The sequence below is a fragment of the Ornithinibacillus scapharcae TW25 genome (assembly GCF_000190475.1).
GTDB lineage: Bacteria > Bacillota > Bacilli > Bacillales > Amphibacillaceae > Ornithinibacillus > Ornithinibacillus scapharcae.
In genome coordinates this window covers 116,088-139,962 of sequence record NZ_AEWH01000004.1, presented here as the reverse complement: position 1 = coordinate 139,962, position 23,875 = coordinate 116,088, and the positions used below count along the sequence as shown (strand labels likewise).

The 23,875-nt window shown below is 36.6% G+C and carries 25 protein-coding genes and 1 pseudogene; 24 read left to right on the top strand and 2 right to left on the bottom strand.

All coding sequences use genetic code 11. The features are described from left to right. Positions 1-3: 3 nt before the first annotated feature. Positions 4-1,272 carry an NCS2 family permease gene (locus G5W_RS0101155; protein ID WP_010093492.1) on the bottom strand — a complete coding sequence of 423 codons (1,269 nt, stop codon included), beginning with the start codon at positions 1,270-1,272 and terminating at the stop codon, positions 4-6. Between the two features lie 223 nt (positions 1,273-1,495). On the opposite strand from G5W_RS0101155, the gene sdaAB reads away from it, so the two are divergent. The 9 genes and pseudogenes from sdaAB (at position 1,496) to rnc (ending at position 9,526) form a co-directional block, all read left to right on the top strand. After that, positions 1,496-2,158, top strand: a complete 663-nt coding sequence (sdaAB, locus tag G5W_RS0101150) for an L-serine ammonia-lyase, iron-sulfur-dependent subunit beta (protein ID WP_010093491.1) — start codon at positions 1,496-1,498, stop codon at positions 2,156-2,158. Between the two features lie 14 nt (positions 2,159-2,172). Further along, positions 2,173-3,048 (top strand): L-serine ammonia-lyase, iron-sulfur-dependent, subunit alpha, encoded by an 876-nt coding sequence (gene sdaAA, locus G5W_RS0101145; RefSeq protein ID WP_010093490.1) that lies wholly within the window; start codon positions 2,173-2,175, stop codon positions 3,046-3,048. A gap of 14 nt (positions 3,049-3,062) precedes the next feature. Continuing rightward, complete coding sequence (gene recG / locus G5W_RS0101140; RefSeq protein ID WP_010093489.1) at positions 3,063-5,096, top strand: ATP-dependent DNA helicase RecG; 2,034 nt, start codon at positions 3,063-3,065, stop codon at positions 5,094-5,096. A gap of 106 nt (positions 5,097-5,202) precedes the next feature. Further along, entirely contained in the window at positions 5,203-5,781 is a 579-nt protein-coding gene (gene fapR / locus G5W_RS0101135) for a transcription factor FapR (protein ID WP_010093488.1), read from the top strand. Further along, positions 5,778-6,784: pseudogene (gene plsX / locus G5W_RS21860) on the top strand (phosphate acyltransferase PlsX). Before fapR ends, plsX begins: the two are co-directional and overlap by 4 nt. After that, positions 6,765-7,718 carry an ACP S-malonyltransferase gene (gene fabD / locus G5W_RS0101125; RefSeq protein WP_138918933.1) on the top strand — a complete coding sequence of 318 codons (954 nt, stop codon included), beginning with the start codon at positions 6,765-6,767 and terminating at the stop codon, positions 7,716-7,718. Before plsX ends, fabD begins: the two are co-directional and overlap by 20 nt. Continuing rightward, positions 7,718-8,458: a 3-oxoacyl-[acyl-carrier-protein] reductase gene (fabG, locus tag G5W_RS0101120; RefSeq protein WP_010093483.1), complete on the top strand. Its 741-nt coding sequence runs from the start codon at positions 7,718-7,720 to the stop codon at positions 8,456-8,458. The genes fabD and fabG overlap by 1 nt, the downstream gene beginning before the upstream one ends. 37 nt (positions 8,459-8,495) lie before the next feature. Continuing rightward, positions 8,496-8,732, top strand: coding sequence for an acyl carrier protein (acpP, locus tag G5W_RS0101115; RefSeq protein ID WP_010093481.1), 237 nt, complete (start codon positions 8,496-8,498; stop codon positions 8,730-8,732). Positions 8,733-8,842: 110 nt separating this feature from the next. After that, positions 8,843-9,526, top strand: a complete 684-nt coding sequence (rnc, locus tag G5W_RS0101110; protein ID WP_010093479.1) for a ribonuclease III — start codon at positions 8,843-8,845, stop codon at positions 9,524-9,526. Positions 9,527-9,596: 70 nt separating this feature from the next. On the opposite strand, the gene G5W_RS0101105 is transcribed toward rnc, so the two are convergent. Then, a complete protein-coding gene (locus G5W_RS0101105; protein WP_010093477.1) occupies positions 9,597-9,821 on the bottom strand; it encodes a DUF1128 domain-containing protein in 225 nt (74 codons plus the stop codon). A 306-nt stretch (positions 9,822-10,127) separates the two neighbouring features. Here G5W_RS0101105 and smc point away from each other — a divergent pair, with 306 nt between their 5' ends. From smc to G5W_RS0101030, 15 genes are all read left to right on the top strand, one after another. Then, positions 10,128-13,694, top strand: a complete 3,567-nt coding sequence (gene smc / locus G5W_RS0101100; RefSeq protein WP_010093475.1) for a chromosome segregation protein SMC — start codon at positions 10,128-10,130, stop codon at positions 13,692-13,694. 16 nt (positions 13,695-13,710) lie between these two features. Next, a complete protein-coding gene (gene ftsY, locus G5W_RS0101095) occupies positions 13,711-14,709 on the top strand; it encodes a signal recognition particle-docking protein FtsY (protein ID WP_010093473.1) in 999 nt (332 codons plus the stop codon). Between the two features lie 80 nt (positions 14,710-14,789). After that, positions 14,790-15,116: a putative DNA-binding protein gene (locus G5W_RS0101090; protein WP_010093471.1), complete on the top strand. Its 327-nt coding sequence runs from the start codon at positions 14,790-14,792 to the stop codon at positions 15,114-15,116. Between the two features lie 13 nt (positions 15,117-15,129). Then, positions 15,130-16,479, top strand: coding sequence for a signal recognition particle protein (gene ffh, locus G5W_RS0101085; protein ID WP_010093469.1), 1,350 nt, complete (start codon positions 15,130-15,132; stop codon positions 16,477-16,479). A 121-nt stretch (positions 16,480-16,600) separates the two neighbouring features. Next, positions 16,601-16,873 carry a 30S ribosomal protein S16 gene (gene rpsP, locus G5W_RS0101080; RefSeq protein ID WP_010093467.1) on the top strand — a complete coding sequence of 91 codons (273 nt, stop codon included), beginning with the start codon at positions 16,601-16,603 and terminating at the stop codon, positions 16,871-16,873. A 14-nt stretch (positions 16,874-16,887) separates the two neighbouring features. Then, on the top strand, positions 16,888-17,115 hold the full coding sequence (locus tag G5W_RS0101075) for a KH domain-containing protein (protein ID WP_010093465.1): 228 nt from the start codon (positions 16,888-16,890) through the stop codon (positions 17,113-17,115). A 125-nt stretch (positions 17,116-17,240) separates the two neighbouring features. Continuing rightward, a complete protein-coding gene (locus G5W_RS0101070) occupies positions 17,241-17,630 on the top strand; it encodes a YlqD family protein (RefSeq protein WP_029190961.1) in 390 nt (129 codons plus the stop codon). Positions 17,631-17,642: 12 nt separating this feature from the next. After that, entirely contained in the window at positions 17,643-18,161 is a 519-nt protein-coding gene (gene rimM / locus G5W_RS0101065) for a ribosome maturation factor RimM (protein ID WP_010093461.1), read from the top strand. Beyond that, the gene (gene trmD / locus G5W_RS0101060; protein ID WP_010093459.1) at positions 18,161-18,904 is read left to right on the top strand and encodes a tRNA (guanosine(37)-N1)-methyltransferase TrmD; all 744 of its coding nucleotides are present in this window, start codon (positions 18,161-18,163) and stop codon (positions 18,902-18,904) included. The genes rimM and trmD overlap by 1 nt, the downstream gene beginning before the upstream one ends. Before the next feature lie 144 nt (positions 18,905-19,048). After that, positions 19,049-19,393 (top strand): 50S ribosomal protein L19, encoded by a 345-nt coding sequence (gene rplS, locus G5W_RS0101055; protein WP_010093457.1) that lies wholly within the window; start codon positions 19,049-19,051, stop codon positions 19,391-19,393. A 189-nt stretch (positions 19,394-19,582) separates the two neighbouring features. Then, complete coding sequence (gene lepB / locus G5W_RS0101050; protein ID WP_010093455.1) at positions 19,583-20,128, top strand: signal peptidase I; 546 nt, start codon at positions 19,583-19,585, stop codon at positions 20,126-20,128. A 7-nt stretch (positions 20,129-20,135) separates the two neighbouring features. Continuing rightward, on the top strand, positions 20,136-20,984 hold the full coding sequence (gene ylqF, locus G5W_RS0101045; protein ID WP_010093453.1) for a ribosome biogenesis GTPase YlqF: 849 nt from the start codon (positions 20,136-20,138) through the stop codon (positions 20,982-20,984). A 150-nt stretch (positions 20,985-21,134) separates the two neighbouring features. Beyond that, positions 21,135-21,842, top strand: a complete 708-nt coding sequence (locus G5W_RS20180) for a ribonuclease HII (RefSeq protein WP_050801630.1) — start codon at positions 21,135-21,137, stop codon at positions 21,840-21,842. Between the two features lie 17 nt (positions 21,843-21,859). Further along, positions 21,860-23,575, top strand: coding sequence for a hypothetical protein (locus G5W_RS0101035; RefSeq protein WP_010093449.1), 1,716 nt, complete (start codon positions 21,860-21,862; stop codon positions 23,573-23,575). Then, a complete protein-coding gene (locus G5W_RS0101030; protein WP_010093447.1) occupies positions 23,572-23,844 on the top strand; it encodes an EscU/YscU/HrcU family type III secretion system export apparatus switch protein in 273 nt (90 codons plus the stop codon). The genes G5W_RS0101035 and G5W_RS0101030 overlap by 4 nt, the downstream gene beginning before the upstream one ends. Positions 23,845-23,875 lie beyond the last annotated feature (31 nt).

Here is a 23,875-nt window from a genome sequence, read left to right as displayed (position 1 = left end):
TTTTTATATACCTGTAATTTTAATTAAAAAGTCACATACAAACAGTAATGATATGATTACAATCGCAGTTGACAATTCTTTTCGTTTTCCTAATGCTAATTTAACGATGGGATAAGCAATAAATCCAAATGCCATTCCATCAGCAATACTATACGTGAATGGGATCATTACGATGATAAGGAATGCTGGAATAGCCTCCGAAATATTATCTAATGGAATATGGCGGATATTTTGCACCATCAGGAAACCAACGATAATTAAAATCGGACTAATAGCGACATTAGGAATCATGGTAATCCAAGGAATGACAAATATCGTACTAAGGAATAGCAAGCTAGCAATGATAGCTGTAATTCCTGTTCTACCTTTTGATGCAATGACAGCCGCATTTTCCGCAGCAGATACAGTAGGGGATGTACCTAAAAATGCACAAGTTAGTGATGAAATGGCTGTTGTTTTATATCCTTTATCATAAGAATCATTTTTCCCTAACATCATCACTTGACCATTTACCAATCCCATATTTTCGAAAATAAGGATCATTGCCAGCGGGAAGACCGCCAACCAGAATGAAAGCTCACCGATAGCAGTGAATGAAGGCAGAAATAGTATATCAGAAGACATGCTAGTTACTGTTGTGCCTTTTTCAATGATGCCAAACAGATAAGCCAATACAGTTCCTATCACCATGGTGATCAGGAAATTCGCTGGTACGTTTTTAACAAACAGAAATATCGCGACAAATAACGTAATCAGACTAACAATAATAGTCGGGGAACTAAAATCAGCAATCGCTACTATCGTACTATCCCCACTCGTTACTAGACCACTCTTCTCTAATCCGATTAAGATTAGAAATAGGCCTAATCCAACACTAATCGCATGCTTTAACGAATCAGGAATTGCTTCTTTCAAGCGAACACCTAATTTGGTAAAAGCAGTTAGTAAGAATACAAGTGAAGCAACGAGTACAACTGCTAGTCCTTCTTGGAAAGTAAATCCATTCCCTTGAATAATGGAATAGGCGAATAAAGCATTAATCCCCATACCGGGAATAATAATTAGTGGTAATTTACCAAATAAACCCATTAGTAAAGTCCCTACAAAACTTGCTAGAATCGTAGCCATCATACCAGCTTCGACCGAAATACCTGCCTCACTTAAGATTGATCCATTCACAACTACGATATAGACGGTAGTAAGATAACCAATAATACCGGCAATAAGTTCATTGCGAAAAGTTGTCTCGTTGTTTTTTGGTAATAAAGGCATGTGAACTCCTCGTTAATGCTTATCCCTCTCCCACCCGATTATAAAAATCTATATTTCTATAATCCACAAATGATTATTATAATAGTTTTTGATATAATTTACAATAGACGTAAGAAAACCACATACGTTCCTCTTTTACAAATAAGGTACTTTTCTTTTATAAGAGAGAAAGAGTTTCATGCTTTATTTACAAAAAAATATAAAGATATAAGGCGGTGCAAGAATGAAATACAATTCCGTTTTTGATATTATCGGTCCTGTTATGGTAGGACCATCTAGTTCTCATACTGCTGGGGCTGCTCGCATTGGTTTAACGGCACGTAATTTATTTGGGAAACAGCCAACATGGGCAAAAATTTACCTATATGGTTCTTTTGCGAAAACCTATCAGGGCCATGGAACCGATTTTGCATTAGCCGGTGGACTATTAGGGTTTGAAACAGACGATACACGAATGAGTAAGGCGTTAGAAATAGCGAAAGAAAATAATTTAGAAATAACATTTACAGAAGATAGTGCAAAGACTGAACACCCCAATACCGTCCGACTTCTGATTGGAGATGATCAAGAGCAACTAGAGATCGTTGGTATTTCAATTGGCGGAGGTAAAGTTGAAATAACGGAACTTAATGGGTTTGAATTAAGACTTTCAGGAAATCATCCGGCAATTCTTATTATGCATAACGATCGTTTTGGCGCAATTGCTTCCGTAACGAAGATTTTAGCAAAACATGAAATCAACATCGGGCATATGGAAGTAAATCGTAAAGATGTCGGTAAAGAAGCATTGATGGTTATTGAAGTAGATCAAAATATAGAAGATAAAATTTTACACGAATTAAAGGATGCAGACCATATTATCCAAATTACTAAAATTGTTAGCTAGAGGGGAGAATATACATGTTCCGAACAGTTGCGGAATTAGTAGAGATTGCGGAAAGAGAGAATTTATTAATATCTGAAATTATGATACGTCAAGAAATGGACGTGAAGAATAAAACTAGAGAAGAAGTATTTGCTGAAATGGAAAAAAATCTTCAAGTAATGGAAAAAGCCATTGAAGATAGCTTGAAGGGAGTTCAATCTGTGACTGGATTGACAGGTGGAGACGCAGTGAAAATCCAGACATACATGAGAGAGAAGAAACCCCTATCCGGTCACTTAATGCTGGATGCTGTAAGTAAAGCAATGGGAACTAATGAAGTAAACGCCGCAATGGGAGTTATTTGTGCTACCCCAACCGCAGGTAGTGCTGGCTGTGTTCCAGGTACATTGTTCGCTGTAAAAGAACAGTTAAATCCAACTCGAGAGCAAATGATTCGGTACTTATTTACAGCAGGTGCATTCGGATTAGTTGTTGCGAATAATGCATTTATTTCAGGTGCTGCAGGTGGCTGTCAGGCAGAAGTAGGTTCTGCAGGTGCGATGGCTGCTGCTGCAATTGTTGAAATGGCAGGTGGTACACCACAACAATCGGCAGAAGCATTTGCAATAACATTAAAGAATATGCTTGGTCTCGTATGTGACCCTGTAGCAGGTCTTGTTGAAGTACCTTGTGTCAAACGAAACGCCGCAGGTTCATCCTTAGCCATTGTATCGGCCGACCTTGCATTAGCAGGCGTGACAAGTAGAATACCGTGTGATGAAGTAATAGGCGCGATGTATCGAATCGGGAAACAAATGCCTTCATCTTTGCGTGAAACTGGTGAGGGTGGACTAGCAGATACACCAACAGGTAGATTTTTGAAGGAAAAGATTTTTGGAATGTCCGTATAGAAAGAGTGATTATGATGTTACAAGATTCGATTATAAATGTGAAAGGAATTGGAGAAAAATTTGCGGATGATCTACAGTCCCTAAATATCTCCACTATTGAGGATTTGTTGTTCTATTTTCCTTCCAGATATGATGTGGTCGAGATACTACCTTTAAGTGAATTAATTCATGAAGATAAAGTTACGATTGAGGGAAGGGTCCTAAATACCCCTTCTCTTTCCTTTTTTGGTAGAAAAAAATCACGGTTAACATTTAATGTTGAAGTAGAGAACGTTGCAATTAAAGCGGTTATGTTTAACCGAGCATTTGCCAAAAAACAACTTAATATGGGTGATACAGTAACACTGACAGGAAAATGGGACGCTCATCGATTACAAATTACAGTTAGTAATTATCAAAAAGGTTCTTTAGAACGTTCTTCTGATATTCAACCGATTTACTCTGTCAGAGGAGATGTGACAAGTTATCGACTGAAAAAAGCTATTCAACAGGCTATTCATGATTATGGTAATGAAATTGAGGAAATTTTACCTCGCGATTTGCTAGCTTCCTATAAGATACCTAGTCGAAATAAGGCAGTAAAAACCATGCATTTTCCCAAAAGTCGTCAAGCGTTAAAACATGCAAGAAGAAGGTTTACGTATGAAGAATTTCTTCTGTTTCAGTTGAAAATTCAAATCCTAAGAAAAAGACGTCGTGAAGCAACTGCTGGAAATGAACAGGTTTATGATGATATTAAATTAAATCAATTTATTGACCAATTTCCTTTTAAACTCACAAATGCACAAAGTAAATCGTTAAACCAGATTCTTTCCGATATGAAGAGTCCATATCGAATGAATAGATTGTTGCAAGGTGATGTAGGTTCAGGAAAAACGGCCGTAGCGGCTATTGCTCTTTATGCTAGTATTACAGCTAAGAAGCAGGGGGCTTTAATGGTTCCAACAGAAATTTTAGCGGAACAGCATTTTCAATCTTTACAGGACATGTTTGGAGATTTAGTGCGTGTTGAATTATTAACAGGATCTGTGAAAGGGAAAAAGCGAAGAGAAATTCTACAAGACTTAGCCGACGACAGGGTAAATATATTAGTAGGAACACATGCCTTAATACAAGATGACGTTATCTTTAAAGACTTAGGATTGGTAGTCGTTGATGAGCAACATCGATTTGGGGTAGAACAGCGTAGAGCGTTAAGCAATAAGGGATTATATCCAGATGTGCTATTTATGACTGCTACACCTATCCCTCGAACTCTTGCGATTACGGCATTTGGTGATATGGATGTATCTGTTATTGATGAGATGCCAGCCGGAAGAAAAGAAATTGAGACCTATTGGACAAAAGCGAACACCTTTGATCGCGTTTTACGTTTCATCGAAAAACATATTGCAGATGGAGAACAGGCGTACATTATTTGTCCATTAATCGAAGAATCGGACAAACTAGATATACAAGATGCTGTAGACTTGTACAATCAGCTTATAGAGTACTATCCACCAGCTATAAGAGTTGGATTAATGCACGGTCGGTTACATGCGTCTGAGAAAGATGAAGTAATGAAACAATTTGCTGCGAACGAAGTACAAGTACTTGTATCGACTACTGTGGTGGAAGTCGGGGTAAATGTCCCCAATGCAACAATCATGGTTATATATGATGCTGAACGATTTGGACTTTCGCAGTTACACCAGTTAAGAGGTAGAGTAGGTCGGGGAGACAAACAAAGCTACTGTATTTTAATAGCTGATCCTAAAAGTGAGACAGGTAAAGAGAGAATGCGAATTATGACAGAGACCAATAATGGTTTTGAACTATCGGAGCAGGACTTAAAATTACGTGGTCCAGGAGACTTTTTTGGTACGAAACAAAGTGGGTTACCAGAGTTTAAGGTGGCTGATATGATCCATGATTATCGTGCCCTTGAGACAGCTAGAGATGATGCATCCGAAATAATAGAATTCAATTTATTAGAGACGGACTCAACGTATCGTAATTTAAGGAATTTATTGGAGAAAGAGGGCGTATTTGATACAGTGCTTGATTAGGTCTTACTTGCATAAATTTATGATGTAATATATATTACTATTAGTACCAAGTCATAATAGTAACGAGTATTATTAATGGTATATTATTTTATTGGATGGTGCTTTGATGAGGATACCAAAGGTAAAGAGACAAGAAAAGTTACGTGAAACAATAGAGGATACACCGTTTATAACAGATGAAGAATTAGCTAAAAGGTTTAATGTAAGTATTCAAACCATTCGATTAGATCGTATGGAGCTTGCTATACCAGAGCTTAGAGAAAGAATTAAATCGGTTGCAAAGCATCAATGGAACGAAACGGTCAAATCCTTACCAATTGAAGATGTAATTGGAGAAATTATTGATTTAGAATTAGATAAACGTGCCATTTCTATACTAGACATAGGCAAAGAGCACGTCTTTACACGAAATAATATTGCCCGAGGACACCATTTATTCGCACAAGCTAACTCATTAGCTGTTGCTGTTATTAATGACGAGTTAGCACTAACTGCAAAATCTGTAATCCATTTTAAGAGACAGGTATTACAAGGTGAGCGAGTGGTTGCAAAAGCATTTGTGCAAGGTTTAAATGAGAAGGGATTAACAATAGTCGAAGTTGATAGTTTTGTAGATAGTGAACGTGTGTTTTCTGGAGAATTCCACATGTACCGTTCAACGGAGAAGAAGGAGACGAACGAATGAAGATTGCAATAGACGCTATGGGTGGCGATCATGCTCCAAAAGAAATTGTTCTAGGTGCGATGGATGCCATACAAGAAGTTAAAAATCTACATATTACGCTAGTTGGCGATGAAAATAGGATTAAAGAATACTTAACAAATGATGAAAGAATTGAAATTATTCATGCTGATGAAGTGATCACGGGTAATGATGAACCTGTTAGGGCGGTTAGAAGGAAAAAAATTCATCCTTGGTTAAAATGGCAGAGGAAGTAAAAGAAAAGCGTGCCGATGCGTGTATATCCGCTGGAAATACAGGTGCACTAATGAGTGCGGGACTCTTTGTAGTTGGTAGAATTCCAGGAATAGATAGACCTGCACTAAGTCCAACATTCCCAACCATTGATGGAAAGGGGTTTCTTATGTTAGACGTTGGAGCTAATGTAGATGCTAAACCGAACCATCTTTTGCAATATGCTATTATGGGATCTGTTTACGCAGAAAAAGTGCGGAAAATTAAAAATCCTAGAGTTGGATTGCTAAATGTTGGTACAGAGGATGGTAAGGGAAATGACCTTACTAAAAAAGCATTTGACTTAATGAAAAAAGCTCCTATAAATTTTATAGGAAACGTTGAAGCGCGTGATTTACTTCAAGGAGTGGCGGATGTTGTTGTGACAGATGGTTTTAGTGGTAATATTGCGTTAAAAACCATTGAAGGCACTGCGTCAGCGCTATTTTCCATGATCAAAGAGACTTTTATGAGCTCTATGAAAACAAAGCTTGCAGCTGGAATGTTGAAAAGTGATTTAAAGGGATTGAAAGATAAACTAGATTATTCGGAGTATGGTGGTGCAGCTTTATTTGGTCTGTCAGCACCAGTCGTAAAAGCTCATGGATCCTCGAATCGTCGAGCGTTTTACAGTGCCATCGTGCAAACTTGTCATATGGTTGAACTAGGGATGATTGGCACTATTAAAGATACAGTAGAACAGATGCAAGTGGATGAGGGGGAGAACGAATGAAAAAGTAGCATTCATGTTTCCTGGTCAAGGGTCACAAACGGTAGGTATGGGAAAGGAAATACACGAAGCGTTTCCTGAAGTACAAAAATTATATTCTGAGGCAAATGAAGTATTAGGTTTGGATTTAAGAAGTATAATGTTTAATGGACCACAAGAGACTCTGACAGAAACAGAAAATGCTCAACCTGCACTTTTATTATCCAGTATTGCTATTCATCAATTACTAGCGGAAGAGGGTATTAAACCATCGCTAGTTGTTGGACATAGTCTAGGAGAATATAGTGCCCTTGTTGCTGCTAGAGCTATCTCGATTAAAGAAGCTCTACCTTTAGTTGCAACTAGAGGACGTTTAATGGAAGAAGCTTTTCCGAGAGGACAAGGTACGATGGCGGCAGTGTTAGGGCTTTCCGTTGAACAAATTTCAGAGGTCATACGGACAATAGAAGATGAAATTGTTGATATAGCAAATATTAACTGCCCAGGGCAAATAGTAATTTCAGGCTCTGTTGCTGGAATTGAAAGAGCAAGTGTACGTTTAAAAGAATCCGGAGCAAAGCGAGTGCTTCCGTTAAATGTTAGTGGTCCTTTTCACTCACGATTAATGAAAGCAGCAAACGAGGATTTTGCTACCTATTTAAATAAGGTAACGATAAAGGATGCCGAGATACCAGTTTATGCAAATGTTACAGCAAATCCTGTTATGAAAGGTATAGACATAGAAGAATTATTACTAGAACAACTATACTCACCAGTTCGTTTTGAAGAATCCATACGAAATATGATGAAGTCTGATATAGATGCATTTGTTGAAATAGGTAATGGAAAGGTATTATGTGGACTTGTGAAAAAGATTGATCGAAAGACCACCATCTTTAACATACAAGATCAGGCATCCATGAACGAATTTATTACATGGTACAGGGGGGATGTATAATGTTGGAAGGTAAATCAGCTATCGTTACTGGTGGATCCAGAGGCATCGGTCGTGCGATTGCACTAGAATTAGCGAAACGTGGTGCTAATGTTCTTGTAAACTACGCTGGTAGTGAAGCAAAAGCACAAGCAGTAGTCGAGGAAATGGAAGCCCTAGGTGTTAGGGCTATTAAATTTCAAGCAGATGTGGCGAATGAATCGGAAGTAAAGGAAATGGTAAAGACTGCAATTGATAACTTTGGAAGTGTTGATATTCTTGTCAATAATGCCGGGATAACGAGAGATAATCTTTTAATGAGAATGAAAGAAACTGAATTTGACGAAGTTATTAATACGAACTTAAAAGGTGTATTCGTATGTACGAAGGCAGTTACTAGACAAATGATGAAACAGCGCTTTGGGAAAATTATTAATGTCGCTTCCATCGTAGGAGTAAGTGGGAATCCAGGACAAGCAAATTATGTTGCAGCAAAAGCTGGTGTCATTGGATTAACTAAATCTGCTGCAAAGGAGTTGGCGTCCAGAAATATACTAGTCAATGCTGTTGCTCCTGGTTTTATTTCAACGGATATGACGGATGCGTTAACCGGTGAACAACGAGAAGGTATGTTGAGTTTAATTCCGCTTGCAAAATTAGGAGAGCCTGAAGATGTAGCTAAAGTAGTACGCTTTTTAGCTTCAGATGATGCGAACTATATTACCGGTCAGACTATTCATATTGATGGTGGTATGGTAATGTGATATGTGGTATTTTCCTTTGAAGGGAGGTGAATGTTTGATGGCAGACGTATTTGATCGCGTTAAAGAAATTATTGTTGATAAATTAGATGTAGAAGAATCTAAGGTAACAATGGAAGCATCTTTCAAAGATGATTTGGAAGCAGATTCATTAGATGTAGTAGAGCTAGTTATGGAGCTTGAAGACGAATTCGATATGGAAATCGCTGATGAAGAAGCAGAAAAAATTAACACTGTTGGTGATGCTGTGAATTACATAAAGAATTTACAGGGTTAATAGTTAATAAGAAGGGTCTCGCATGATGCGAGACTTTTCCATATAAAATAACAATGGAACATGAAAGCACTAATTTTCTTTTTCTATACCAACAAGAGGTGGCATTTGTAATGAACCGAACAAAATTAGAAGAACTGCTTAATATCCAATTTCGAAATATTGATGTGGTAAAACAAGCATTTACCCATTCATCTTATGTGAATGAGCATCGTGACTTACATACTTCAGATAATGAGCGCTTAGAGTTTTTAGGAGATGCCGTTTTAGAGCTAGGAGTCTCCCAATACTTATATAGAAAGTACCCAGAAATGCCTGAGGGTGAAATGACTAAATTGCGAGCAGCGATTGTCTGTGAACCTTCTTTAGAAGCATTTGCCCGCAGTTTAGATTTTGGGGAACACATACTTTTGGGTAAAGGGGAAGAAATGACGGGTGGAAGAAACAGACCAGCTCTTCTGGCAGATGTATTTGAGGCGTTTTTAGGAGCAGTTTATCTTGATCAAGGATTTGAAACTGCATTAGAATTTCTAGAAAAACATGTATTTCCTAAAATAGACACAGGTGCTTTTTCGCATGGGATGGATTATAAGAGTAAACTACAAGAAAAGGTACAACAGGATAGAAATAAAACGATTGAATATCGTATAATAGACGAAAGAGGTCCATCGCATAATAAAGAATTTGTCTCTGAACTATTAATTAATGATAATGTGTTTGGAACAGGAATTGGGCGAACCAAAAAAGAAGCAGAGCAACGAGCAGCAAAAAATGCACTTGATAAACTAGAAAATTAAAAAAACTCGCATTCGCATTGCTTTAGCGAATTGCGAGTTTTCATATTTACGAGGTAGAATGAAAGAATGATTAGTTCTTTCTTACCTTTCCTAATTCCTCAATGAAGGCTTGTGTCTCTAATGCAGATAAACTTCCTTTTTGTACGACTATATCATACATGAATTTAATATCCATATACTTATTAAGGTCGTAATCCTCCACATCCATAAGCCCACGGTTTACTACTGACAGGCGATCTGCTAAATCGGTTAACATGAATTCTAAATTCTCTTTCGTCGGATTTTTTAAGTTCATTTTACACCTCAGTTTGAATTATTTGGTCGATCAAAATCCACTTATCCCTTGTTCACTCTTCTTTTGTTTCCTTGTTTATGATAAAATAAATGCGTTAAAAAGCCAATGTTTAAATATCTTTTTTACCAGATAGGAAGAAATATAAATTCTGGTCCATACGATGACATTGTTATGAAATGATTGCTAAGCATTCCTAATTGATAGGTAATTGTATTCATTGTGAAGAGACAATGAATGATACGAGATAGAGAAAATTTGGGAAAATGGATTAGAAATACTAGTTTTTTTTCTAATAGGAGAATGTCTATGTTTTTAAAAAGATTAGAAAGTGTGGGGTTTAAATCCTTTGCAGAGCGGATTAATGTTGATTTTGTTCCAGGGGTTACAGCGGTGGTTGGGCCTAATGGAAGTGGGAAAAGTAATATAACCGATGCAATCCGCTGGGTACTGGGTGAACAATCCGCTAAATCACTACGAGGAACGAAAATGGAAGATATCATTTTCCAAGGTAGTGATTCAAGAAAACCATTGAATGTAGCTGAGGTGACCCTTGTATTAGATAATAGTGATCAAGCACTACCACTTGATTACGAAGAGGTAAGTGTTACAAGAAGGGTATATCGATCAGGAGAAAGTGAGTTTTTTCTAAATAAGCAATCTTGTCGTCTAAAAGACATTATTGATTTATTTCTTGATTCGGGCTTAGGGAAAGAAGCATTCTCTATCATTAGTCAAGGGAAAGTAGAGGAAATTTTAAGCTCTAAAGCCGAAGAAAGACGTACAATCTTTGAAGAAGCGGCAGGAGTCTTAAAATATAAGCAACGTAAGAAAAAGGCTGAGTATAAACTAGCTGAAACACAAGAAAATCTTAACAGAGTAGAGGATATCATTCACGAGATAGAGAATCAACTAGATCCTTTAAGAGCTCAAGCAGAGACCGCGAAGGAATACTTGAAGCAAAAAGATTTATTAAAAAATCAAGAGATTTCTTTATTGATTACGGAAATAGAGCAATTACATGAAGAATGGCAAGGCTTATTAAAAGAAATTGAAGCCGAGAAGATGGATGAAATTGGAATTAAAACCCAAATTCAGAAAAAGGAAGCAAGTCTTACGGAAGAACGTGGGCAAATAGAAGACATCGATGATAAAATCAATGCCCTTCAAGAACGCCTACTTACCACGACACAGCTATTGGAGCAATACGAAGGTAAGAAGCAAGTCTTCTATGAAAGGTCGAAGCATTTTTCAGAAAACAAAGAGAAGCTTGAGGAACAAAAGCAAGAAGCTGAATTGAGAATTCAAACGCTTGAGCAAGAATTATTAGTAGAGCTCACGAAATTAAAAGATCTTCAAGGAAAAAAACAGGAAACAAAACAACTAGTTGAGGAGCTTCGCAGAAAGTTAACGACAGATAAGGATAGTCTATCAGAACAGATAGAAGACCTTAAGTCAGAGTACATTGAGTATCTTAATGAACAAGCTGCAAAACGGAATGAAAGACAATCTATTGCCCAACAAATCCAACAGATAGATGTAAAAAAAGATAGACAATCAGAGAAATTTCAGGACTTAATTGAGTTAAGAGAGAATTACACAGCTAATCTAAAGGATGCAGAAAATGTTCTATCCACGGTAGAAAAACAATATCGGGAGAAAGAGGACTCTATTAAACGACTGAAAAGAGAAATTGAGGAAAAGCGAAATCATTATCAAGAATCGCAAACAAAACTTTATCAAGGTTATCAATTCATTGAAAAATTGAAGTCGAAGAAAGAGATGCTGGAAGAAATGAAGGAAGATTTCCAAGGATTCTTCCAAGGTGTTAAAGCGGTATTAAAAGCACGTGAAGATAGAAAATTAACTTCAATTCATGGTGCAGTAATCGAGCTTATTGATGTACCCAAAACATATATAACCGCAATTGAAACGGTATTAGGTGGCCAAGCTCAACATATTGTTGTGGAAAATGATGAATCAGCACGTAAGGCTATCTCTTGGTTAAAGCAAACGAATAACGGACGAGCTACATTTCTACCACTTGGTTCTATACAAGCAAGGTATATTCCACAGGATATTTTATCTCAAATAGAGACACATCCTGGCTTTGTAGGAGTTGCAGCTAAGCTAATATCTACAGAGAGCTCTTATCAGAAAGCTATCGATCATCTAATGGGACATGTTGTCATAGCGAAAACATTAAAAGATGCTAATGATATCGCTAGGATAGTTATGCGTAAATATCGTATTGTCACTTTAGAAGGCGATGTCGTCAATCCCGGTGGTTCCATGTCAGGTGGGGCACAAAAGAAAACAAACCAATCCTTATTTACTAGAGAGAAGGATTTAGAAGAATTAACAGAAAAATTAGCGGAGTACGAAGTTAAAGCACATGCTTTTGAAGTCCAGGTGAAAAAGGAAAAAAGTTCACTTTCAGACTTAGAAATGAGCTTACAGAAGCTAGAGAGTGAAATCAGTATGGATCAACATAAACATCAAGAAGCAAGATCCTCACTTCGAGAAATTGAATTAAAGCTAGCTTCCCTACAAGAAAACTTATCTGTTTATGACCAAGATAATCAGCAATATGACTTCGATAAGAAGATGCTGGATGATAGGGAGATAAAATTAAGCGCTGAACTTACAGAAATTGAAGATAAGCTGGCAGAAATTCAACAACAAATTGACACCTTATCAAAGCAAGAAACAGAGTTTAAAGAAAATCAAGATCAACTTCAGCAAGATTTTCACCAATATCAAGTACAGCTAGCTGAACAAGAAGAGCGTGTAAAGAGCCAACAAGAGAAAACAGATAATCTAAGTGTTCAACTAGAAGAACTAAAAAGACGTCATGATGTAGTTGTAAGTGATTTAGAGGAATTATTCGAGTTATCGCAATCTGATGAAACCGAAGAAGAAATTAATGAGAAACTCTTAGAAAAAAGCAATCAAAAAGAAGAAATCACAACAACTATACAACAACTACGATCAAATCGAATGGATCTTACGCAAAGAATACAAGACGAAGAGAGAGAATTAAAAGAAGAAAATAAAAAACACCAAGCAATTATGCAACGAATTCAGCAAAAAGAAGTCAAAGCAAATCGGGTAGATGTAGAGTTAGAGAATCGTCTAACCGTATTGCAATCTGAGTATATTATTACATTTGAGCGGGCAAAGCAAGACTATGAAAAAGTAGACAATATTGAGGAAGCTAAGCGGAAAGTGGCTGATATCAAAGCACGAATTGAAAGGTTAGGAAACGTTAATATCGGTGCAATTGAAGAATTCGAACGTATCTCAGAGCGCTATATTTTCTTAACCGAGCAAAAAGATGACCTTGTGAAAGCAAAGGAAACATTATATGCAGCAATAAAGGAAATGGATGAAGAGATGGAGCACCTATTTGGTACAACGTTTGGGCAAATTAAAGATGAGTTTGCCATTGTATTCAAAGAACTATTTGGTGGTGGTCATGCAGAACTGAGATTAACGGAGCCCGGGAATCTTTTAGATACGGGTGTTGATATTATTGCTCAGCCTCCTGGTAAAAAACTTCAGAATTTAGGACTCTTATCAGGTGGGGAACGTGCACTAACTGCGATTGCTCTACTGTTTGCTATTTTAAGGGTTCGTCCAGTACCGTTCTGTGTCCTTGATGAAGTGGAGGCTGCATTAGATGAAGCTAACGTAGTAAGATTTGCTAAATATGTCAAACATTACAGTGAAAATACACAATTTATCGTCATTACACATCGCCAAGGAACTATGGAGCAAGCGGATGTATTATATGGCGTTACGATGCAAGAGTCTGGAGTATCTAGACTAGTATCTGTTCGACTTGAGGAAACAAAAGAGCTTATACAAGCTTAAGAGGAGTGAAGAATTTATGAGCTTTCTACAAAAGTTAAAGAACAAATTCAAACAAGAGAACCAAGAAGAAGTTTCAACTAAATATAAAGATGGTATGGAGAAAACTAGAAAATCCTTTTCTGGTAAAATCAATGATTTAATTGCACGCTATCGGAAAGTTGATGAAGATTTCTTCGAGGAATTAGAAGAGGTTCTTATCTCCGCGGACGTTGGTGTTACGACTGTTATGGACCTAATTGACGAACTGAAATTTGAAGTTCAACGTCGAAAAATCAAAGATACTAGTGAGATGAAAGAAGTTATTTCGGAAAAATTAGTTGAGATTTATTATGGTGATGAAAACGAAGAAATAGAAACCTTAAATATACAAGAAACTGGATTAACTGTTATTCTTGTAGTTGGAGTAAACGGGGTTGGTAAAACAACATCCATTGGTAAATTAGCACATCGTCTAAAATCTGAAGGGAAATCAGTTATGCTGGCAGCAGGAGATACTTTCCGTGCTGGTGCTATTGATCAATTGGAGGTTTGGGGTGAACGTGCAGGTGTGGAAGTCATTAAACAAAACGAGGGCAGTGACCCAGCAGCAGTAATCTTCGATGCCATAAAGTCCGCAAAATCTAGAAATGTAGATGTGCTACTTTGTGATACGGCAGGAAGATTACAAAATAAAGTGAATCTAATGAATGAGTTATCAAAGGTAAAACGTGTTATTGAACGTGAAATTCCGGGTGCACCGCATGAAGTACTATTGGTCCTGGATGCAACTACGGGTCAAAATGCGTTAAGTCAGGCGAAAACCTTCTCGGAAACAACGGATGTTACGGGCATCGTATTAACTAAATTAGATGGTACGGCTAAAGGTGGTATCGTCCTAGCTATTAGACATGAGTTAAATATTCCGGTTAAATTCGTTGGCTTAGGTGAGAAGGCAGAAGATATGCAAAAATTTGATGCTAATGCATTTGTTTATGGGTTATTTGCAGATATGATCGAAGAGACAGTAGAAGAATAGGTTTGTCTTCTACTTGCAAAAGACCCCACTGTTCGAGTAATATAATTGTAAAGGATTTTCACTTAACAAGGGGTGGGGAAATGCTAGAAAAGACGACAAGAATAAATTATTTATTAGATTTTTACCAGGCATTGTTGACACCCAAACAACGTAACTATATGGAAATGTACTATCTTGAGGATTATTCGTTGGGGGAAATATCAGAAGAGGCAAAGGTTTCACGTCAAGCAGTTTATGATAATATTAAACGAACAGAAGCAATGCTTGAATCCTATGAGAAGAAATTACTTCTTCTAGATAAGTTTGAGAAGCGGATGAAGCTTATAAAACAATTAGAAAACTATATTTCAGATCGTGGAGATCAAGAGCTTATCAATTATATTGCTCAACTAAAAGAATTAGATTAGGGGGACACCTTCTATGGCATTTGAAGGATTAGCTGACCGTCTGCAAAGTACCATTAAAAAAATTACTGGTAAAGGGAAAGTTTCGGAACAAGATGTTAAAGAAATGACCCGTGAGATACGCTTAGCACTACTAGAGGCAGATGTAAACTTTAAGGTCGTCAAGGATTTAATTGCACGTATTAAAGAACGTGCAGTCGGGCAGGAAGTTTTAGAGAGCCTCACACCTGGCCAACAGGTTATTAAAGTTGTAAAAGAAGAATTAACAGAACTGATGGGTGGCGAACAAAGCAAAATCGCAGTTAGTGACCGTCCACCTACTGTCATCATGATGGTAGGTTTACAGGGGGCAGGTAAAACAACAACGACAGGGAAGTTAGCAAACTTACTACGTAAAAAGTATAATCGCTCTCCTTTATTAGTCGCGTGTGATGTATATCGTCCTGCTGCTATCAAACAGTTAGAAACATTAGGTTCGCAATTAGATATGCCTGTTTTTTCTATGGGGACAGAAGCAAACCCTGTTGATATTGCGAAAAATGCCATTGCAAAAGCAAAAGAAGAACATCACGACTATGTATTAATTGATACTGCAGGTCGATTACATGTCGATACGGATTTAATGCAGGAGCTAGAACAAATTAAAGATACAGTGAATCCAGATGAAATCTTCTTAGTTGTAGATGCAATGACAGGTCAGGATGCTGTGAATGTTGCAGAGAGCTTTAATGAACAACTAGACATATCTGGTGTTATTGTTACGAAGCTTGACGGAGATACTCGTGGAGGGGCTGCTTTATCGATTAAGGCCGTAACAGGTAAATCTATAAAGTTTGCAGGTATGGGAGAAAAATTGGATCAATTAGAGCCGTTCCATCCAGAACGAATGGCTTCTCGAATTCTCGGTATGGGAGATGTGTTAACACTAATTGAAAAAGCCCAATCCTCTGTTGATGAAAAGCAGGCAAAAGCATTAGAAGAAAAGATGCGAAATGCTACTTTTACCTTTGACGACTTTTTAGAACAAATGAGTCAGGTAAAGAAAATGGGACCGCTTGATGATTTATTAGCTATGATTCCTGGAGCTAATAAAATGAAGGGCCTAAAGAACGTGCAATTTGATGAAAAGCAATTATCGCATGTTGAAGCAATCATACAGTCGATGACAAAGAAAGAGCGTCAAGATCCGACTATTATGAATGCGAGTCGTAAAAAAAGAATTGCCAAAGGTTCAGGAACATCGGTATCACAGGTAAACCGATTATTAAAACAGTTTGATGAAATGAAAAAAATGATGAAACAAATGACCAATATGCAAAAAGGGAAAAAGGGAAAAGGGTTAAAATTGCCTTTTAATCCTTTTTAAACCAACTCGCAATCAAGTGAATTAGAATAAAAAAATAGATGTAATGCAAAAACACTTTACAGACTTTCAAGTTTCTGTTAAAATCAATTCTTGTGAGAACATATTAATGGAGGTGCAAGTAATGGCAGTAAAAATTCGTTTAAAACGTATGGGTTCTAAAAGAAAACCTTTCTATCGTATTGTTGTAGCTGATTCACGTTCTCCTCGTGACGGACGTTCTATTGAACAAATTGGAACATATAACCCTGTAGTTGATCCAGTTGAAGTTAAAATAGATGAAGCAAAAGCACTTGATTGGATGACAAAAGGCGCTAAGCCAAGTGATACAGTACGTAACTTATTCTCAAAAGAAGGCATCATGAAGAAATTCCACGAACAAAAAACTAATAAGTAAAGTAGTGTGATATCATGAAAGCCCTGATTGAATCGGTTGTAACACCATTAGTAGATTATCCAGAAGATATTGTTGTAACGGAAAGAGAAGAAGATTCTAAAATCGTCTATCATCTAACCGTTAATCCAAACGATGTTGGGAAGGTAATTGGTAAAAATGGTCGTATTGCAAAAGCGATTCGCACTGTTGTTTATGCTGCAAAATCAGATGCAAATAAACGAATCTATTTGGATATCATGTAAAGGGAAAGGGAAACCTTTCCCTTTTGCACATTCAAATATATAAGTTGATAAATAGATATTATATCAAGACAAGAAAGATTTAATGGCTGCCAACTAAAATGAGAGTTGAGAGCGAGGAATCAATCGTGAATATTATTAAAAAAGTAGTGATTAAACAAATTATTACAGAAAATAGCAAGGAAGTTCTAAAAAAGAAATTCAATAAACATCAAATGCGGCTTGAACAAGAGTGTCAACAACTTTTATTTGAACAGCGAAAATTACAAAATAAAAAAGGAATATCAAAACAAGACCTTCATGATCGGTTTCAACAAGAAATTAAAAATCGTAAAGAAAAGTTAAAGCTACTTGCGTTTAAAACAGAGCAATTGGAAATGCTAGAAATTGGCAGTGAAATTGTTGAGAGTGAAGTTGAGGCTCTTGTTGAGGTTGAAATTGGGACGCATTGGAATGAACTTATGGAGCAAACGGCTATCGTCCTAAAAGACGGTGTGGTTGTTAGAATTGACAATTAGCAGGTGATAAGAATGAACAATGAAAGAATGTTTACAGTAGGAAAAATTATTAATACACATGGTATTCGGGGAGACTTGAAAGTATTACGCGTTAGTGATTTTGAAGAACGGTTTGAATTGGGTAACACACTATACTTAATAACAGATGATAAGATAGTTCGTGAATTAGAGATTGATGGTCATAGAATCCATAAGGGCTTTGATTTAGTTCACTTTAAAGGATTAGATAATATTAATGATGTCGAACATTTTAAAGGCTCTTATTTAAAGATTCCAGAATCTCAACTACAAGCTCTAGAAGAAAACGAATTTTATTACCACGAAATTATTGGTTGTGAGGTATTTACGAACGATGGGAAAAAGATTGGAATCGTAAAGGAAATACTTTCTCCTGGTGCTAATGATGTATGGGTCGTAAAACAACCGAAAGGTAAGGATATATTAATTCCCTATATTGAGGAAGTTGTTACGGATATAAATGTTTCAGAAAAAAGAATAGTCATTGATCCAATGGAAGGGCTGCTAGACTAATGCAAATTGATGTTTTAACATTGTTTCCAGAAATGATAGAGAGTGTATTAAACACTTCCATCTTGAAAAAAGCACAAGAGAAGAATAAATTTCAATATAATTTAGTGAATTTCCGTGATTATACGGAAAATAAACATAATAAAGTAGACGATTATCCTTATGGAGGTGGGGCAGGCATGGTCCTTTCTCCACAACCATTATTTGATGCAGTAGAAACGCTAACTCAAAAAGGAACCAATAAACCACGAGTTATCCTAATGTGTCCACAAGGAGAACGTTATACGCAAAAAAAAGCAGAAGAATTAGCACAAGAAGAACATTTGATCATCATTTGTGGCCATTATGAAGGCTATGATGAACGTATAAGAGAGCATTTGATTACGGATGAAATCTCCATTGGTGATTATGTATTAACTGGTGGTGAACTTGGAGCTATGGTTGTTGTGGATAGTGTTGTAAGACTACTACCGGATGTTCTAGGAAATGAAGAATCTGCACCACAGGATTCTTTTTCCACTGGGCTTTTGGAGCACCCCCATTATACGAGACCCGCTGATTTTAGAGGAATGAAAGTACCAGAAGTATTAATGTCTGGTGACCATGCTAAGATTGAAATGTGGCGTAGGGAACAATCACTTAGGAGAACCTATCAACGTAGAAAAGATTTACTAGAAAACTATCCTTTAACGGAGGAGGATAAGTTAATCCTACAAAAGATAAAGGAAGAGACCGACTTAGACTAGTTATGATAGAAAAAAATTAGTTGAAGTCTATTTCTAATTATGGTATATTATTAATTGTGCTTAAGTACGTTAAGTGCATATAAACGATGTTCCGCTGTTACCTTTGATGTAGTAAGAGCATTGGTTTGGAAGGAGTGAAGCAGGATGCAAAAATTAATCGAAGAAATCACAAAAGATCAACTTCGTACTGATCATCCTGATTTCCGCCCAGGAGATACTGTTAAAGTTCACGTTAAAGTTGTCGAAGGAACTCGTGAACGTATTCAGGTATTCGAAGGTGTCGTTATTAAACGTCAAAACGGTGGAATCAGCGAGACATTTACAGTAAGAAAAATTTCTTATGGTGTAGGTGTAGAACGTACTTTCCCAGTACATTCACCTCGTCTTGATAAAATCGAGTTAGTTCGTCGCGGTGTTGTTCGTCGTGCGAAACTTTACTATCTTCGTAACCTACGCGGAAAAGCAGCACGTATTAAAGAACGTCGATAAGACTAGAAATCGAAGAATGCAGTTAGAGAGGAGCTTGGTTTTTTGTTCAAGCTCCTTTTTACATAGCAAATAGGGAAGTATACCTATTTTTATATCATAAGGATGGTAGTAAAAGGTGTTTTCTATACATATTTGAATCAAAATAAGGAATAAAATAAACTATATGAAATAGGTTTCGGAGGTTGGGATATGGCAAAAGGAAAAAATGAGTGGTTTGATTGGTTTAAAGCTCTACTTATCGCGCTAGGATTAGCCTTTCTGGTAAGAACCTTCTTATTTACACCAATAATCGTTGACGGTCCTTCCATGGCACCGACACTCCATGATCGCGATCAAATGATCGTAAACAAATTTACATATAGATTTAATGAACCAGATCGTTTCGATATTGTTGTATTTCACGCTAATGATCAAAAGGATTTTATTAAACGTGTCATCGCTTTACCAGGGGAACACGTTGCATATAAGGATAATATCTTATACATAAATGGTAAACCTATAGAGGAAAAGTTTTTTACTGAAAATGATATCAGTATAGAAACGAATGATTTCACATTAGAAGAGATTACTGGCAACTACTCTACCGTACCGGAAGGACATGTATTTGTGTTAGGTGATAACCGTACTAATTCCACAGACAGTAGATTGCTTGGTCCAATCTCTATCGAACAAATTGTTGGGAAAGCAAGTGTTATCTATTGGCCATTTGAGAGGCTACAATTCATAGGAGAGTAGGACAAGCATGACAATTCAATGGTTTCCTGGCCATATGGCAAAAGCAAGAAGAGAAATTGAAGAAAAGCTTAAACTGGTTGATTTTGTTATGGAATTGGTTGATGCAAGAGCACCACTATCCTCACAAAATCCAATGCTTCAGCAAGTGCTACAAAATAAATCAAAGATGATTTTATTAATGAAACGTGATTTAGCAGATGTTCAGGTAACAAATGAATGGATTAAATATTTCCAAGAAAGGGACATTCCAGCACTTGCTGTTAATGTGAATGATAAATCAGACGTCAATAAAGTTATTCAGCTTGCAAAGGAGTTAGGTCAGAAAAAGCTGGATAAGTTGATTCAAAAGGGAATACAGCCACGAGCTTCTAGGGCAATGATTGTCGGTATACCGAATGTTGGTAAATCTACTTTAATCAATCGTTTAGCAAATAAGAAGATTGCCAAGGTAGGTGACCGTCCTGGAGTTACAAAACAGCAACTTTGGATCAAAGTTAAAAAAGAATTTGAATTGCTCGATACGCCTGGAATTCTTTGGCCGAAATTCGAGGACCAAACAGTTGGCTACCGCTTAGCTGCAATTGGAACAATAAAAGATCAACTACTATCGTTACAGGACATAGTTGTATTCGTTATTCGATACTTACAAGAAAATTATCCTACACTATTAGAAGATCGGTATCAAATTGACCAAAACGAAGAGGAAATGCTCATCATTTTTGAACAGATAGGTAAGTTTAGAGGTGCACTTGAAAGTGGTGGGAATGTTAATTTTGATAAAGTTTCGGATATCGTTTTACGTGATTTGAGAACAGGAAGACTTGGAAAGATTACGCTAGAAAAGCCAACGATTTAAAAAGGACATTCATTTATGATGAGTGTCTTTTATTTTTTAAAAAAATGCCGATATATAAGATAGGAAGAGAAGGTGTTACCATGCAAAATCAACAGTCTATTTCAGAATTAAAAAAAAAGACTACGTGAAGGTAAGTTATCGGATGTAGCCATAAAGGAATTAAAGAGTGATGAACGAAAAGGAGTCCAACAACTTGTTCAATCTTTTGAGAAACAACGGTTAAAACAGCTAGCTCTTGAGAAATCCTATGAAGAAATGTGTACATATGAACGTAGATATCGTTCTATGGGTAAGAGATTAATAGCAGGGATTGATGAGGCTGGAAGAGGACCATTAGCTGGACCGGTTGTTGCAGCTGCTGTGATTCTACCAGATAATTTCAAGCTATTAGGTTTGAATGATTCGAAGCAACTAAACAAGTCAAAGAGAGAAGAATACTACCAAATTATTGTAGAACAGGCAATTAGTTATGGAATATCTATTGTCGAAAATGATGTAATTGATGATATCAATATATATGAAGCAACAAAGCTAGCAATGAAACAAGCGTTGAACAAATTGGAACCAAAAGCTGATTATGTATTAATTGATGCTGTTGAATTAAATAATCTTCCATGTAGTTCAGAATCCATTGTAAAAGGTGACGCCAAAAGTGTCTCTATCGCTGCAGCTAGTATTTTGGCCAAAGTCACTCGAGATTCAGTGATGCGGACTATTCATGAACAATATCCTATGTACGATTTTCAATCCAATATGGGATATGGAACAAAGGTTCATATGGAAAAATTAAAAAAGTTTGGCGCGTCACCATATCATCGTAAGACTTTTGCACCTGTTAAAGAAACTATCTTGAGCTAAAGAAGTGAGTGATAAAGTTGAGTATCCAAAAAATTATTACGAACGAGATGAAAAAAGTAAGAGATCCATCCTTCATACTAAGAGAGGGTCAAATCATTCAAGGGAAAATATTGAAGCTTTATCCAAATAATAAAGCACAAATACAATTGGGATTCCATCAACTTATCGCACAATTAGAAGCCTCGTTAAAACTTGGGGAGAGGTATTATTTTCAAGTTCAAAATACCGATCACGTTACGCAATTGAAAGTTATTGGAGATACATTGAGTAATAGAAACCAGTCGAACATGGAAGAACTGGTACGACAGTTAGGTATCAAGCCTACGAAGAACAATATTACCTTTGTGGATAATCTGTTACGAAATAAAATTCCTTTTGATAAATCTCAACTTCAACATGCACTAGGAATTTTGGAGCGCGCTGACAATAAAACACAAGCAGTTACTGTGTTAAGAGGAATGGTAGAGAATAGGCTCCCAATAAGCGACACAGTTTTTCGTGCACTAATAACTAAGCATACAGGAGATTTCTCTGATGTGGTTCGGCAATTAAATCAGGAAATGCTGCGACGTCAAGATGTTCCTCTCCAGTTAACTAGGAACATGACTGAACAGTTAACACAGCTTTCTGGTACCGCAAAAGTAGATGTCTCACGTTTACAAACATTAGTGGAAGATCAATCTGTTTTTCGACTACTGCAAGCTTCTGGTGTCATTCAACGTGATATACAATATTCAAGCTTTAATCATACAGTAAACCGTGATACATCTCACTTTGTAAAAGCTTTTAACCCTCATATTGACGTAGGTAATAATCAAGCATTCATTCAAAGTCTCTCAAAAATTGAATCGATTGTCCGAAATGCTCAAGTTATCGGTCAAAAATGGGGAGATGTCATTCAGACTAGTCTTATGAATAACACTATATTAGAACCAGAAGTTTTTAATAAAATAACAAGAGACCTGAATCTAAATCCTATCACACTCACACAAAGTAAACATGAACCAATAGGGAACCAACCTCAACAAATGCAATCACTATTTCAAGATTTACAGGTCTTAACTCATAAAGGAAGCTATGAAAAACTAGATAGAATAGTATTTCAATTAATGAGAGAGATATTTCTAGATCATACAAATCAAGTATTGAAAGATGTTGGGATGAATTACGAAAAGGTAATTGCTCAGGACGAAAATAATCCTAGCAATACACTAAAAGGGATGCTTATGCAGCTCGTAACGGCCGGCGAAGGGACAGGAACTCACCAGGAGCAAGCGACCAAGTTACTGCACTTTATTAATGGATTACAATTACAGTCGATTCATGAAAGTGATAAATTTATCGAGGCGAATTTAGTTCTTCCCGGGGGAAATCTAGGGTTAGAGAAAGATGTGGAGATGACTTTTGAGGGAAAGAAAGAAGATAATGGAGAAATTAACCCGAATTATTGTCGCATAGTTTTTTATCTAGACTTGGCAAATATTAAGAGGACTGTTGTAGATATGAATGTACAAAAAAGAGCTGTTTCTTTGACGATTTTAAATGATTTTCCGATTGATGGAATAACGAATACATTAAAGCCGTTATTAAAGGAAGGTTTAAAACAATTAGACTACCACTTATCAAGTGTTACACATCGTCCTTTAACCAATCAAGAATCTAAAACACTAGACAGAAAAATTACCTATAAGACTCCACAGGTGCCATATGAGGGAGTGGACTTTCGTATATGAGAGAAACGAGAAAAAAAGCAGTGGCCCTAAGTTATGACAAAGAAAAAGATAGTGTACCTAGAGTTAGTGCAACAGGGAAAGGACTTATTGCGGAATCTATTATCGAAAAAGCGAAAGAAAATCATGTACCCATCATGGAAGATAGTTCCATGATAGAATTACTATCTGAATTAGATATAAATGAAAAAGTACCAGAAGAATTATATCAAGCAGTAGCAGAGGTATTTGCATTTATCTATCGCACAGATCAAAAGATGAATAATGATTAGAGTAATTTAGACGCTTTTTGAGTATTAACAA

Coding starts and splice junctions, on each gene's coding strand:
- trmD (WP_010093459.1), top strand. CDS start 18,161: ATGCAAATTGATGTTTTAACATTGTTTCCAGAAATGATAGAGAGTGTA.
- rimM (WP_010093461.1), top strand. CDS start 17,643: ATGAACAATGAAAGAATGTTTACAGTAGGAAAAATTATTAATACACAT.
- acpP (WP_010093481.1), top strand. CDS start 8,496: ATGGCAGACGTATTTGATCGCGTTAAAGAAATTATTGTTGATAAATTA.
- fabD (WP_138918933.1), top strand. CDS start 6,765: ATGAGGGGGAGAACGAATGAAAAAGTAGCATTCATGTTTCCTGGTCAA.
- rnc (WP_010093479.1), top strand. CDS start 8,843: ATGAACCGAACAAAATTAGAAGAACTGCTTAATATCCAATTTCGAAAT.
- fapR (WP_010093488.1), top strand. CDS start 5,203: ATGAGGATACCAAAGGTAAAGAGACAAGAAAAGTTACGTGAAACAATA.
- G5W_RS0101075 (WP_010093465.1), top strand. CDS start 16,888: ATGAAAGCCCTGATTGAATCGGTTGTAACACCATTAGTAGATTATCCA.
- rplS (WP_010093457.1), top strand. CDS start 19,049: ATGCAAAAATTAATCGAAGAAATCACAAAAGATCAACTTCGTACTGAT.
- lepB (WP_010093455.1), top strand. CDS start 19,583: ATGGCAAAAGGAAAAAATGAGTGGTTTGATTGGTTTAAAGCTCTACTT.
- G5W_RS0101030 (WP_010093447.1), top strand. CDS start 23,572: ATGAGAGAAACGAGAAAAAAAGCAGTGGCCCTAAGTTATGACAAAGAA.
- sdaAB (WP_010093491.1), top strand. CDS start 1,496: ATGAAATACAATTCCGTTTTTGATATTATCGGTCCTGTTATGGTAGGA.
- fabG (WP_010093483.1), top strand. CDS start 7,718: ATGTTGGAAGGTAAATCAGCTATCGTTACTGGTGGATCCAGAGGCATC.
- G5W_RS0101105 (WP_010093477.1), bottom strand. CDS start 9,821: ATGAACTTAAAAAATCCGACGAAAGAGAATTTAGAATTCATGTTAACC.
- ftsY (WP_010093473.1), top strand. CDS start 13,711: ATGAGCTTTCTACAAAAGTTAAAGAACAAATTCAAACAAGAGAACCAA.
- rpsP (WP_010093467.1), top strand. CDS start 16,601: ATGGCAGTAAAAATTCGTTTAAAACGTATGGGTTCTAAAAGAAAACCT.
- G5W_RS0101155 (WP_010093492.1), bottom strand. CDS start 1,272: ATGCCTTTATTACCAAAAAACAACGAGACAACTTTTCGCAATGAACTT.
- ylqF (WP_010093453.1), top strand. CDS start 20,136: ATGACAATTCAATGGTTTCCTGGCCATATGGCAAAAGCAAGAAGAGAA.
- ffh (WP_010093469.1), top strand. CDS start 15,130: ATGGCATTTGAAGGATTAGCTGACCGTCTGCAAAGTACCATTAAAAAA.
- G5W_RS0101090 (WP_010093471.1), top strand. CDS start 14,790: ATGCTAGAAAAGACGACAAGAATAAATTATTTATTAGATTTTTACCAG.
- recG (WP_010093489.1), top strand. CDS start 3,063: ATGTTACAAGATTCGATTATAAATGTGAAAGGAATTGGAGAAAAATTT.
- smc (WP_010093475.1), top strand. CDS start 10,128: ATGTTTTTAAAAAGATTAGAAAGTGTGGGGTTTAAATCCTTTGCAGAG.
- sdaAA (WP_010093490.1), top strand. CDS start 2,173: ATGTTCCGAACAGTTGCGGAATTAGTAGAGATTGCGGAAAGAGAGAAT.